This is a genomic window from Legionella impletisoli (assembly GCF_900639875.1).
Classification (GTDB): Bacteria; Pseudomonadota; Gammaproteobacteria; order Legionellales; family Legionellaceae; genus Legionella_A; species Legionella_A impletisoli.
Genome location: NZ_CAAAIA010000001.1, coordinates 159,404 through 171,574, shown reverse-complemented (window position 1 = coordinate 171,574; position 12,171 = coordinate 159,404). Strand labels below are relative to the sequence as shown.

Sequence of the window (12,171 nt, the reverse complement as noted above, 5' to 3'; positions counted from 1 at the left end):
TAAGTAAGGGATGAGGTCTTATGCGAAATCCTAGGCCGCAGCATAAAATGTTTTCAATGAGGTAGTTTTAGAGGAACTACAACAAAAAAATTTGGATTTTGCGTAAATTCTAAGGACAATAACCCACATGAAATGTCGAATGTAGGTTAAACGCAGAAACTTAAAAATTAAGCGGTATATTTAAAATTTACAAACAACTGATTCGCTTTTAGATGCCCTGACCAAGCAGAAGAATCTTGATAACCTGCATTATTGGTGTAAATTGCACTAGGACCATCAAACTTACCCCCATCATAATACCGATAACCAATATCAAAGCTTAGATGATCTAAAGCAGGATTAATATTAAGGCCAAGAGAACCTTGCCAGGCAAAAGCATTTTTATTCATATCTGGGCCAATCGATGTAATAGAGCCCAGCGCAGAATCTCCAATCTGAACCGTTTGGGCTGAATAAAAGTCTGAAAGGTTATTGCGAGCGTAGCCAATTCCTGCTCCAACAAAAGGCGTTAAACTAACATTAGTCACTGTAAAATAATGATCAGTAGGGTGGATAAACGCATTTAATAATACAGCACGATTATTTAAACTAAAATACCGATGCCCAGCATTGCTTAAACTCGTTGAACTTAGATACTTCTGATAATCGAACGTTTCGTTATTGATGTAATTTAGACTGATATCAAAATAGCGATGAATTTGCTTCCCAATAGCGAAAGAGTAAAATCCACTGTCACTTAAAGAACCATCATATCCTTGACTCATTGAATCTCCAGGCAAGGCCTCTGGAGTATCGATACTAGGTTTGAGTGGCCAAGTATATCCCGTCCCCACAGCACCAAACCAGGATTTATCAGAAACTTCTGTCCCCATTGCTCCAGCGTAAAGAGAAAAAGGGGCGGTTAATGCTAGGGTAGTTATTAGTTTGGTGAGCATTTATTTAAAGTTCCCAAGAGATAATTTTTCATGATTATTATAATTTTAAACAAAATAAGTTCAATAGATGATTTTTTTGTTGGTCACTTTTAAATCAATTAATAATCCTGTATAATATTTGTCCATAACGACAATCCATGTGATTAACAATTTTTGGGTGTTTAACGTCATGAAACAATATAGGCCTCAAATTTTACAAATTATCAAGCAGTTACAACAAATTCTTACTACTATAGATCATGACCAGCGCAAGAAAATTTACTCTCTTTGTCCGGCTCTTCGCCTTAGGTATTGCGAAAACCTTGGAAATAAAATCGCAGCAGCACAAACCGAAGAAGCTTTTCGTCTCAGACAATTGAAAGGAATTCAACCTGAAGAAAAAAGCACTCTGCTGGAAAACATGAATCAAGCCAACTCATTGATAAGCCACTTAGAGGCGTTATTAAAATGTGTTACTACGTCTTATCGTCGTGGACTTAATGCTTGCCAAGAACATGCAACCTTAATGAGCTGTATTTTAACACTTCATTTTGGCATTAATGAGGGAGAAAGGGTAGAATGCGTTGCAATTGAGAGCGCATCTGATCCCCTTTGCAATCATCAATTTGTTGTACTTGGTAGAAAAGAAAGCAGTGTGCTTGAGGATGTTTCTTCCTGGGGAGAAGAGTGTTTGGTCGTTGATTCTTGGGGAGGATGGGTTGAAGGAATTCATAACTTACCTTCAGGTACCGGGCTTAGGAATTTTAAAGATTTCGGTGGATATTCAGGCTTAACTATAAAAGTATCTTACGATAACACTTTTTACTTAAACCGTTTGCAACACTATGCGCAATCACCAGAACATCCCCTACATCGAATCGAGCTAATTACCTATACCATATTAAAAGAACACATCGCTTCAATATTGGGGGAGTTTGCAGAAACATTAAATCTTCCAAAACTAACGCCCCCAATTATCCTATCGGCAACGCCTTTTGGTTTTTATAAAGACATTGCCACAGCTTATTCGCCTAGAGAACCAATAGACCCGAGAAGCATTATATTAGAGGATCGGCCGAGATTCTGACGAAAAGACCGCTTGATGTTCACATTTAATTCAATTAAATTATCAGTGATCTTACCATCATGACCGAATGCAACCCAATCTGTGAATCCCAATAAAAATGCTAAATGGCGGTACAAGAAGTACTTTCGCACACCAGGCAACAATAGATGGATATTCAGCACGCCAACTCGCGATAAATCGGGAACGCAAGCTAGTTGGCTCTTATCAGAGCCTCTCAAACATTAATCAAACGACACCTAAAGGTTCAATCTCACGCTAATCATTTTTACTCAAAATAGGAAGAATACTTCAAGAAAAGAGATCAAATGAAAAGCAAATATAAACACAGAGTGACTCGATTGTCAGAAAATAATCAAAGAAAGGCTTGAGCCGTATGCTGGGAAACTCGCATGCACGGTTCTTAGAAGAATCCAGTCTGACAACAGGCTGGGTTTATTCGACCAACTCGTTAATCAATGGATTCCTTGTGCAAATATTAAGCATATACTAAATTTATAGTATATGATATGACATATAGGGAAAGGGGAGTAATGAAAAGACAATCGGGTTTTACATTGATGGAGCTTGTCGTAGTGATTGTGATTCTTGGAATTCTCGCAGCTGTTGCGGTTCCTAATTACATTAATTTGACAAGTGAGACCGGAGAAGCTGGAGCGAAAGGGGTAGCAGGAGCCCTGACATCAGCCAGTGCAATTAATATAGCAGCCTGTAAAACAGGCGCAACAGCTTGTCAGTCATTGCTAGCTACTAATAGCTGTCAGGATGCGGTAGATGCGTTGCTAGCTGGCGGTTATACCAAATTATCTGCAGACGGCTATACGACTACATCAGCTAATATGGTTTTTACTGATGACAAAGCTACTTGCGTAATTACTAATACGAGTAGTGGAGCTACAGCTAATGCAACCATAAATGCCCATTGAATATGGCTGGTCATAAGCTAAATTTATAATAGGGGTATATTTTAGGGGTACTATGATGAGGAATGAATCAGCAAGACTGAGAGTAGGACTTGCCGTATCCCAGGTTTAAGACGTAGCTCTAATCTGGCCATTAAAAATACTAAAGGGTAGTAGCTCGATCGTATAAATCATTTATGACTAGTGTTTTTGCTTAAAATCACATCAAGATTGTTTGCAAACCTTCTGATATCCGTGGCACTTAGCTTGGCAGTTTCGCTACTTATTAGACCACTTTCTCTTAGAGACTCATTTAAATCCCGTATGGCACGTTTTTGCTTAATGTTTGCCTCGGTGTATAGTTCACCTCTAGGATTTAGCGCCATTCCATTTTTAGCTACAACCTCGCTGGCCAAGGGGATATCAGCGGTAATCACCAAATCATTGGGCTTAATATTCTCAGTAATCTTATTATCAGCCACATCAAATCCTGATTCTACTTGTAACCGCTTGATATACTCAGAAGACGGAATTGATGCAAAATGATTAGCAACTATAATTACTTCTGTTTTTGTACGAATTCCCGCACGAAAGATAATATCTTTTATCTTATTCGGGCAGGCATCTCCATCTATCCAAATACGCAATGCTTTACTCGTTTCATATAAATTAGACTCATTTTAACATCCCCTGGATTTTTAGCTATTAATCTTGAAGTTTGGAGCAAGATTCCTCGAGGAATGAAAAGAGGGTATTCTGTAAACATCCACTAAGTCTGATTATTTTGATAATCAGACTTAGTGGTGTAACCGTGTGGAACGTGTAAAAACGTGCAAATTATGCATTATACTAGGCACCACGTTAGAGAGCTGCGCATGAAGGTAAGAAAACCTATTAAACGAGCAATGATTTTATTCGTTATCTTACTATAGAAAGTGTCCATTCACTCCTTATTGATTGAAGTCGAATTCAGTTAAGGATCAATGTTTTTATGTTCGTAATGTGGGTCTTTTAGCTCATCGTCTATGGCTATGGCCTGTCCAGGCAGACTGAAATCCATTCTATGATGGATTTGCAAATAGTACGCCATCATTGCTGCTGCATCGTCATAAGGCTTGATTTGTACCCACCCTTTATTTGGAATGAGTACTTCGCCTTGCACTAGTCCAAGGTCATCCTGAGCAAACCTGAAATTTTCTTGACGAAGTGCTATCAAATGAGACGATTGAACGCCTTCTGAATATTCCGATGAAAATGACGTATCGCCTGATTTTCTGTAGCGAAGTTCAACCATATTATATACATATGCCCCTCCTTGAACGATTCGGGTTTTAAAGTGCTTTGCGCTCATCAAAGTTAAGCCTACTTGCCCTGTTTCCTCATTAAATTCACGGATCCCAGTCTCAATGACGTTTTTATCCCATGGTAATTGTTCTAAGATGAGCTTGTCAGTACTAAGCTCCTCATTGAAAAGTTGAACAATATGTTGCAGCTCTTCGGAACTGATAGCTCGACCTAAAGTCTGTTTCATTTCAAAAACCCGACGTAAAAGCTCCTTTTTATAAGCTAAATCCGATTGATTTGACTGATAAAAGCCACAAGGAAAATCAACAACATCCTTAATCTGGCCATTCCTTAATCGGCGTGTTTGAATGTTTAATAAAAAATAAGTCTTATCATCAACCTCATCTTTAACGATAGGAAAAGCAATTGAACCCAGTAATGCCGGCTTGAAATAGCTGAAATAAAAAGGAATATGATTTAGTTCTATTAGAGCCGGTCGCCATCCATGATTCATCAATGATGTGGCTAATTTTGCTTCCGTTTGCGCGGCAATTTCTGCACGAGACACTTCAGCTTGCCTTCTTCCATACCAATTCCCCAAACAAAATGTTACTGAACCAGTAAGAGTACACCCAAAAAGAATGAGCCAGCTAGAAGAGCCAGAAGTGAATCGAGTTGTGCGCGAAAAAAAAGAAAATAATGGCATATCTATTATGGATTAAACGTTATACTTGAGTGTTCAGTATATGATGAGGTCCCTCTTGAGCTGTCAAAGAATCTTTGAGTGCCAGAGATATTCATTGCGGTTTTTTTTGCATTTAAGAGCGATATTTTTTCATCTGCAATAGCAGGGTCTTCTGGCGCATACGCCGAAGCCTGAGTAAGCGCTTTTTCTGCTTCATCCCAACATTTTTCTAGCCGATAAGTGCAAGCAATATTTAACCACGCATCAGCGACCTCTTGCGATTCGTCAGTTTTTTTTAAAATAGATGTGAAGTAACTTCTAGCGTCAGAATAAAATCCTTCTTTAAAAAGAGACATCCCCATTTGATTGATTACAATGAGATGTTCGGGATCAAATTGAAGAGCCTCCAAATAAAAGACTTTTGCCGTTATATAATCTCCATTTCGATATAAATGATGACCATATTGAGCTAAGCACTCTGTAAGATTGGATAAAATAATATTCTTTAAAGCGATTGGTTCATCTTTACAAAGGGATAGTGCAGCACGATAGTATTCTATTGCTTTATCAAAATGATTTGAGATTTCAACAGCATCTTTAAGAACTTCAATATAGTGCTCATACCAACTTGCGATACTATGTAGAAATATAGGATGATCACTACAAAGCGCCAAGGCTTTCTGGATACAAGCAAAAGCCTCTGTAAAGCATTTAATGCTGGTTTTTTGATTTGATTCGGTATAACGCTTAGCGGACTTCATATGAAGAAGCCCCATATTGTGCCAAGCGGAAGCACAGTCTTTGTTAATTTTAGTGGCGGTTTGGTAACAGTCCAATGCTTTGGCCGCTTGATTCATCGCTTCATAGCATTGGCCTAACAAATCATAGGCGTAAGGAACATTAGCTGCGTCATTCCCAGGGCTTTGACTTAGTGAAATAAACGTATTTAAGGAGGCAATGGCTTCACCTTTTTTGTTACTCAGAAAAAGACATTGGCCTAGATAAAAGTGCCCTTCTGGGTGCTCCGGATTTTCTGCGCTTGCTTTTTGAAACAGTACTTGAGCTTGTTCATACTGTTTATGATTAAACGCACTTATCCCTGCGGTATAGAAAGAGTTTAACATTTTAATTTTGGTAAATAAGATTTTAAATGCCCATAATTTTACCACACCCCTCTTAAAGAAAGTATCTTTTGGTATTACTTTCTGTGATGCAACCAGGGCAAACGCATACTTTGCTTTTTTATAATCCAAGTTATGTCATCCCCGAGAAGTCGGGGATCCATCTGGAAAACAAAGTGATGTACCAGGTTGAGAAATGGATTCCTGCCTGCGCAGGAATGACACAATTCGCAGGATGAACTGACTTCAAATTTAGTTCAAAATGGTATGATCTTGCCCTGGTGATGCAACGGGGATAGAGTAATTTAAATTTTATGCTGAAAAGAATGCACGCAGGCGGAGGACAATTGTCAACATACCCTATTAAAACATTAATTGGTTGAATTTTTGCTTTAGATTGGCACCAAACTATACTATATAAAATCTGATAAGGATTATTGCAATTTCAGGGAGTGGAAAAATATGCTTTTTGCTCGTTGTTTACTCTTTACACCGGCAAATCATCCCGAGCGATTTTCAAAGGCGCATGAATTAGGAGCGGACGGAGTAATTATTGATTTAGAGGATGCCATCTCTTTAACCGATAAAGACAATGCAAGAGTAAAATTAATTAATTACCTACAAAACCGCCCTCAATACGAAAGGTTTGTTCAGTGTCTTCGCATCAACTCACTTCATACACGTGCTGGCTTGAAAGATTTAACCGCTTTATGTGATGAACATGTTAGGCCTGATATTTTAGTCCTCCCAAAGTCTGAAAATGCAAATGAAATTGAAATCATTAATGAAATTTTAGCACCTCATACCGTGCCTATTTTGGCATTAATTGAGTCTGCTAAAGGACTACAGCAAGCCCACAACATTGCAGATGCTAAAAATGTGGTGGGACTTATATTTGGCGGAGCAGATTTTGCCGCAGATTTAGGCGCAACTATGGATTGGGAGTCACTCTATTCTGCAAGAGCACAAATTGTCCAGGCTGCGGCTCGCGCAGGTATTGTAGCTATCGACGTCCCTTATTTAAATTTGCATGATGCAGATGACACGGGAATAATTTTTGAAACGAAAGCCATAAAAGCATTAGGATTTACTTGCAAAACTGCTATTCACCCCAAACACATTAAACCCATCATTGCTTCATTTACGCCTAACAAAGATGAGATTGAAAAAGCCAAGGCTATTGTCTTAGCTTATGAAACTGCCCAGGGGAATGCGTGTGAATACAATGGAAAAATGATCGATGTTCCCGTGTATCGTTCCGCAAAACGAATCTTGGAACTAGCAAACAATGAGGTGAAATAATGGTTCTGTTTAAACATTATGTAAAACTGGGAGAAAATCATTATCGCGAACATTTTGGGCTGGATTTTGAGCAATTTGAAATCGGCCAAAAATTTCATCATCGACCAGGCCTCACTGTCAGTCAACAAGATAATGCGGAAGAAGCATTGGATACAATTAATAATGCTCAACTGCATTACGACAAGCATTATGCTGCACAAACGGAATGGAATAACTGCTTGGGTGTGAGTACTTTGACACTACAAAAAATAATAGGAATGACATCCAAAACGTTTTATAGAAAGCAACGTATAACCGAGTTTAATGATATCGCCATGACGAATCCTGTGTTTGGTGGTGATACATTGTATGCCCAATCCGAAATTAAACATAAAGAAGCTTATCCAGAAAATGACAATCTTGGTCTATTAACCGTTGTAACAGAAGGAGTTAATCAAAATAGTGATGTGATTGCAAAAATTGAATATAAAATTCTTATCTATAAATCAGGCAAACATCCACTAGAATTAGCTGAAAATCTTCAACGAGGCGGCGTTGAAAATAGCAAGTTTTCGTCACACCGTTTATTGGATGATGGTAGTTTTATGGAGCAAATGGGGATTTATTTTGACGATTTAGAGCCGGGTGAAATTTACGAGCATCGCCCAGGAAAAACATTTTTCAAAGAAGAAAATCAACTCCACGCTCTTCGTTCTATTGAGCTGTGTCCGCAATATTCAGATGAGCATTATATTAAAACGTACTCGGACAACCGGATGATCATTGCAGAACCATTTTTAGTAGGCGCCCTAACGGCTTTAACTACAAGAACATTTGATCGTGTTGTTGCAAATCTTGGGTGGAATAATATTCAATTATTAGCTCCTGTTTATGCTGGAGATACTATCTATGCCCTATCAAAGATACTTGATAAACGAGAGTCAAAATCCCGACCGAACCAAGGCATCATGCATGTAAAATCAGACGCACATAATCAAGATGGTCAACGTGTATGCTCTTATGAACGACATTTCCTAATTTATAAAAAAGGCATGGGGCCTTATAAAAAAGCAGGATACTGATCATGCATTCATCCCAATATAACAAAAAATTAACAACTCCAGAGCAAGCGGTTAAATTAATTGATAGAAAATGTAATATTGCATTTGGGATGGCCGTTTCTCAACCACCGGCGTTACTTAAAGCGATAGCTGATCGCGCAAAAGCGAAAGAACTTGATGAGCTTTGTGTTTATTACTTGCATGCTGAAGAGCACGCGAATAATACCATTTTGCAGTATGAGCTAATGGATATTATAAAACCACACCCTGGATTTTTAGGCTCAAAAGAACGGGAGCTAATTAAACAAGGGGACGCCGATGGAAATCGAAAAGTAATTTTTTATGTTCCTAATTCGTTTAGCCATATGCCTCGTTATTTTCGTGAAAATATATCTCTAGATACTTGCATTGTGACAGTTAGTCCAATGGATAAATCCGGGTATTTTACACTTGGAACCAACAATGATTACACATCAACGGCTGCAAAGGTGGCAAAAAAACTAATTGTGGAAGTTAACAAAAACATGCCTCGCGTGTTTGGTGACTCACTGATTCATATTTCTGAAGTTGATGCTATTGTTGAAAATACCGTTCCCTTAATCGCATTGAATCCGAGACAACCTTTGCCTGAAGATGAAAAAATTGGTGAAGCTATTGCTAAATTAATTCCTGATGGTGCCACAATTCAAATGGGCGTTGGTGGCGTCCCAGATGCTGTCTGCAAGTACTTAGCGCATCATAATGATTTAGGCATACATTCCGAATTATTGTCACCCGGCATGATAGAGTTAGTTAAGCAAGGCAATGTGACTGGCCAGCGTAAAATGCTCAATAAAGGAAAACATGTTTTTACATTAGCTTTGGGTGATCAAACCATGTATGAGTATATGAATGACAATCCAGCAATGGAGAGTTACCCAGTAGATTATGTCAATAATCCATCAATTATTGCGCAAAACAACAACGTTATTTCGGTAAATGCGATTATTGAAATTGATTTGTATGGTCAAGTAAACGCAGAAAATATTCATGATCGTCAGTTTGGTGGTCCTGGCGGGCAAAATGATTTTGTCCGGGGTGCATATTTATCGAATGGAGGGAAATCTATATTGGCGTTTGAATCAACCACAAAACAAGGCCAAATCAGTAAAATTGTACCTAAGCTTACCGGCATAGTCACCGATTTGCGCACAGACACACAATTCATCGCGACAGAATATGGCGTTATTAATTTAAAAGGATTGTCTTCTAGCGAGCGCGCACGCCGGTTGATTTCAATTGCACATCCAAAATTTCGAGATGCTCTGAGCGAGAACGCCAAACGTTTGCATTTGTTATAACTACCCCATTAAGGCCAGGATGAACAGCCTCCAGCGTACTATGGCCGACCTACACCAGCAGGTTTACCAACACCTGCAGGTTTTCCTACTTGCTCTGGTCTTATTTGGAGGCCCTTTTGTGCTGCATTAGGAGTTATATCTTGCACCCATTCCCACTGATGCTTTTCTTTGTTCCAAACTTTAGACCATCCTTCTTTTTTGCCCTCACTCCATCCTGGTGGAGTTTTTCCTTCTAATCCTGGAGGGTTTTTCCCTGATTTTTGTAAACCTGGTGGAATTGCGAGCGCGACTCCTGACGAAATAATGAGTACAAAAACACTTAAGATTATTTTTTTCATGCCAAATCCTTTTTCATAACCTATTTAAATTATAGCATTGGTTTGTTTTTTAATCGTTTAAAACTCGCATTTTGAAAGATTATGGGTATATAATATCCTTTGGTTTAAAATCATTTTAAAAGGAATTGAAATGTTAATTACCAAGAAAAAGAGTCTTTTTTCTGTCTTGCTATTGATTGCTATCTCTACAAACGTTTGTGCTGAAGATAAAAAGGAGGAGGCTTTCACTATTAGTAAAGTCGCAACCGAATCCAAACAAAGCCAAATGACACCGAAACAAGCACTTAAGCGGCTAAAAGAAGGCAATGAGCGTTTCCTAAATAATAAATTACTGCAAAGAAATTACCTAGCTCAAGCAAAGCAATCTTCTTATGGACAGTTCCCTTGGGTAGTTGTATTAAATTGCATGGATTCGCGAAGTGTGCCTGAATTTATTTTTGATCAGGGACTCGCTGATATGTTTACACTAAGAGTCGCTGGAAATATCTTAAATGAAGATATCTTAGGGAGCCTTGAGTTTGCAACGAAAGCAGCTGGCGCTCGACTTATCGTTGTTCTAGGTCATACTTCGTGCGGAGCAGTCAGAGGCGCTTGTGAAGGTGTGCAACTAGGACATCTTAACCATGTGCTTGATCAAATTTCACCTCTAGTGGAACCTGCTAAAAAAGACAGTGGTCTTTCAAGTTGCTCTAAACCAGAATTAGTGAATTTAATTGCTAAAGATAATGCCTTGCATGTGGCGCGTGAAATCCAACAGCAAAGCCCAATCATTCAAAATTTAATCACGAACGGTCAAGTAGGAATCGTAGCCGGCATGCATGATATTCGTACAGGAAAAGTTACTTTTTTTGAAGAAGGTCGTTTGATACCATAGGTTGAATTACAACTTATCCTTGGCGGGTTAGGCCATTTGACCTAACCCACTTATGCATACTTCAAAATCCTTATTTTTCTAGGAAATAAATAGGCTCTAGCGAGTTGTATCTTAAGGTTCCTGTTAGGTAGGCCGTTCTATTTTCACAGTATTGGATGAAATCAACGGCGAGGTCTTTTAAATTTCCATTTGTGTCATAATGAACATCTCGAACTATGTATTTACCGCCTAATTGATTACATCCCCGCCCTGCTCCGCTAATATTCATCCCTGGCTGGAAATCCTCTTGAAATGGGAATCGGCTCGCAAAGTCATAAACACCTTTTTGCAACATTTGATGACCAGGAGCTATAAAATCTGCACTCATCATTTCTTCTTTTTCATTAGAAAAAGTAAACGATACGCCATTCTTATTGGTAGACAACAGTTGGATATCACTATAAACATTTGTTTTGCCTTGAGAAATATAGTCCCCTGGAGTACCAGAAAGAATCACAATATTTTGACTTGCAACGGCACTAAAACAAGTTAAAGCCATCACACTACTGATAATGGCAAGTCGCGTTTTAAACTCCTAGTTCTTGTTTTTTTATGATTTTTAATAAAATAAGAGATAAATACAGCGCATTTGATTCATGTAAGGGCGCGATTCTATCACAAACAACTAGCTTAGAAATAAATTATTCCCCATAATACAGGGCATAATGAAGACAGGTTCGATTCCTAGTCAAATTAGCTTGCATGGAGATGATAAACTTGAATGCCCAACATTCTTATTCACTGATTGAAAGAAAACTTCAAAACTTTGAATCCTGGCCAAATAATTCCCAAGGCTTTATTTCTTATCCTGCTTCAGCGCCTCCTTTTGAAGGAGCTTCTGATGAATTTCAACGCATGGTATTGATAACTGAGGCTTTAAGAAAACATCAAAATGAACTGGGTTTACATTCTTGCCCAGATACTCCTTCAAGCCCTGCCACTTCAACTTATCCAAGACCGTTAAACACAAATGCTTCTTCAAATAAGGGGGCTTCACAAGGATTTCGCATCGTATCCGTAACCGAGTCTTTGCGGTCCCCTACTATGGCACGCGCTTGTGATAGCTCAAAGCCACCCAAAAAACATACTTCTCCAGAAAGAAAAAACAATTTCCTCACCAGAATGTTTTCTAGAAAAAGCACTGCGCCAAATAAAAACCCCTCCGAATCAAGTTTTTTCTCAGAAACCGGAGCTGGTAAACATGTTCCTAGGTAAAATACAAAATAATTCTCGTATTTTTATAAGAGA

At 38.6% G+C, this 12,171-nt stretch carries 13 protein-coding genes; 7 read left to right on the top strand and 6 right to left on the bottom strand.

Annotated elements, in window-relative coordinates; genetic code table 11:
- Positions 1 to 167: 167 nt before the first annotated feature.
- The gene (locus tag E1O41_RS00810) at positions 168 to 935 is read right to left on the bottom strand and encodes an outer membrane protein (RefSeq protein WP_131775408.1); all 768 of its coding nucleotides are present in this window, start codon (positions 933 to 935) and stop codon (positions 168 to 170) included.
- Between the two features lie 169 nt (positions 936 to 1,104).
- On the opposite strand from E1O41_RS00810, the gene E1O41_RS00805 reads away from it, so the two are divergent.
- The gene (locus tag E1O41_RS00805) at positions 1,105 to 2,001 is read left to right on the top strand and encodes a hypothetical protein (RefSeq protein ID WP_131775407.1); all 897 of its coding nucleotides are present in this window, start codon (positions 1,105 to 1,107) and stop codon (positions 1,999 to 2,001) included.
- A 530-nt stretch (positions 2,002 to 2,531) separates the two neighbouring features.
- Entirely contained in the window at positions 2,532 to 2,924 is a 393-nt protein-coding gene (locus E1O41_RS11940) for a type II secretion system protein (RefSeq protein ID WP_131775406.1), read from the top strand.
- 167 nt (positions 2,925 to 3,091) lie between these two features.
- Here the strand turns inward: E1O41_RS11940 and E1O41_RS00795 are convergent, their stop codons facing one another.
- The 3 genes from E1O41_RS00795 to E1O41_RS00785 form a co-directional block, all read right to left on the bottom strand.
- Positions 3,092 to 3,547, bottom strand: a complete 456-nt coding sequence (locus E1O41_RS00795) for a YaiI/YqxD family protein (RefSeq protein WP_131775405.1) — start codon at positions 3,545 to 3,547, stop codon at positions 3,092 to 3,094.
- A 326-nt stretch (positions 3,548 to 3,873) separates the two neighbouring features.
- A complete protein-coding gene (locus E1O41_RS00790) occupies positions 3,874 to 4,785 on the bottom strand; it encodes a hypothetical protein (RefSeq protein WP_131775404.1) in 912 nt (303 codons plus the stop codon).
- Positions 4,786 to 4,895: 110 nt separating this feature from the next.
- Positions 4,896 to 6,038: a tetratricopeptide repeat protein gene (locus E1O41_RS00785; RefSeq protein WP_165481052.1), complete on the bottom strand. Its 1,143-nt coding sequence runs from the start codon at positions 6,036 to 6,038 to the stop codon at positions 4,896 to 4,898.
- A 414-nt stretch (positions 6,039 to 6,452) separates the two neighbouring features.
- On the opposite strand from E1O41_RS00785, the gene E1O41_RS00780 reads away from it, so the two are divergent.
- The 3 genes from E1O41_RS00780 to E1O41_RS00770 are packed head-to-tail and all read left to right on the top strand — an operon-like array spanning position 6,453 to position 9,672.
- The gene (locus E1O41_RS00780) at positions 6,453 to 7,292 is read left to right on the top strand and encodes an HpcH/HpaI aldolase/citrate lyase family protein (RefSeq protein ID WP_131775402.1); all 840 of its coding nucleotides are present in this window, start codon (positions 6,453 to 6,455) and stop codon (positions 7,290 to 7,292) included.
- Positions 7,292 to 8,353: a MaoC/PaaZ C-terminal domain-containing protein gene (locus E1O41_RS00775; RefSeq protein WP_131775401.1), complete on the top strand. Its 1,062-nt coding sequence runs from the start codon at positions 7,292 to 7,294 to the stop codon at positions 8,351 to 8,353. The genes E1O41_RS00780 and E1O41_RS00775 overlap by 1 nt, the downstream gene beginning before the upstream one ends.
- 2 nt (positions 8,354 to 8,355) lie before the next feature.
- A complete protein-coding gene (locus E1O41_RS00770) occupies positions 8,356 to 9,672 on the top strand; it encodes an acetyl-CoA hydrolase/transferase family protein (RefSeq protein WP_131775400.1) in 1,317 nt (438 codons plus the stop codon).
- A 38-nt stretch (positions 9,673 to 9,710) separates the two neighbouring features.
- On the opposite strand, the gene E1O41_RS00765 is transcribed toward E1O41_RS00770, so the two are convergent.
- Positions 9,711 to 10,010 carry a hypothetical protein gene (locus E1O41_RS00765; RefSeq protein WP_131775399.1) on the bottom strand — a complete coding sequence of 100 codons (300 nt, stop codon included), beginning with the start codon at positions 10,008 to 10,010 and terminating at the stop codon, positions 9,711 to 9,713.
- A 130-nt stretch (positions 10,011 to 10,140) separates the two neighbouring features.
- Here E1O41_RS00765 and E1O41_RS00760 point away from each other — a divergent pair, with 130 nt between their 5' ends.
- Positions 10,141 to 10,884, top strand: a complete 744-nt coding sequence (locus E1O41_RS00760) for a carbonic anhydrase family protein (protein ID WP_131775398.1) — start codon at positions 10,141 to 10,143, stop codon at positions 10,882 to 10,884.
- Between the two features lie 70 nt (positions 10,885 to 10,954).
- Here E1O41_RS00760 and E1O41_RS00755 read toward each other — a convergent pair whose 3' ends face one another.
- On the bottom strand, positions 10,955 to 11,422 hold the full coding sequence (locus E1O41_RS00755; protein ID WP_131775397.1) for a hypothetical protein: 468 nt from the start codon (positions 11,420 to 11,422) through the stop codon (positions 10,955 to 10,957).
- Between the two features lie 218 nt (positions 11,423 to 11,640).
- Here E1O41_RS00755 and E1O41_RS00750 point away from each other — a divergent pair, with 218 nt between their 5' ends.
- On the top strand, positions 11,641 to 12,138 hold the full coding sequence (locus E1O41_RS00750) for a hypothetical protein (protein ID WP_131775396.1): 498 nt from the start codon (positions 11,641 to 11,643) through the stop codon (positions 12,136 to 12,138).
- The last annotated feature ends 33 nt before the right edge of the window (positions 12,139 to 12,171 follow it).

Bases quoted from the DNA above. Each gene is read 5' to 3' on its own strand.
- E1O41_RS00810 (WP_131775408.1), bottom strand. From the start codon at position 935: ATGCTCACCAAACTAATAACTACCCTAGCATTAACCGCCCCTTTTTCT.
- E1O41_RS00805 (WP_131775407.1), top strand. From the start codon at position 1,105: ATGAAACAATATAGGCCTCAAATTTTACAAATTATCAAGCAGTTACAA.
- E1O41_RS11940 (WP_131775406.1), top strand. From the start codon at position 2,532: ATGAAAAGACAATCGGGTTTTACATTGATGGAGCTTGTCGTAGTGATT.
- E1O41_RS00780 (WP_131775402.1), top strand. From the start codon at position 6,453: ATGCTTTTTGCTCGTTGTTTACTCTTTACACCGGCAAATCATCCCGAG.
- E1O41_RS00775 (WP_131775401.1), top strand. From the start codon at position 7,292: ATGGTTCTGTTTAAACATTATGTAAAACTGGGAGAAAATCATTATCGC.
- E1O41_RS00770 (WP_131775400.1), top strand. From the start codon at position 8,356: ATGCATTCATCCCAATATAACAAAAAATTAACAACTCCAGAGCAAGCG.
- E1O41_RS00765 (WP_131775399.1), bottom strand. From the start codon at position 10,010: ATGAAAAAAATAATCTTAAGTGTTTTTGTACTCATTATTTCGTCAGGA.
- E1O41_RS00760 (WP_131775398.1), top strand. From the start codon at position 10,141: ATGTTAATTACCAAGAAAAAGAGTCTTTTTTCTGTCTTGCTATTGATT.
- E1O41_RS00755 (WP_131775397.1), bottom strand. From the start codon at position 11,422: ATGGCTTTAACTTGTTTTAGTGCCGTTGCAAGTCAAAATATTGTGATT.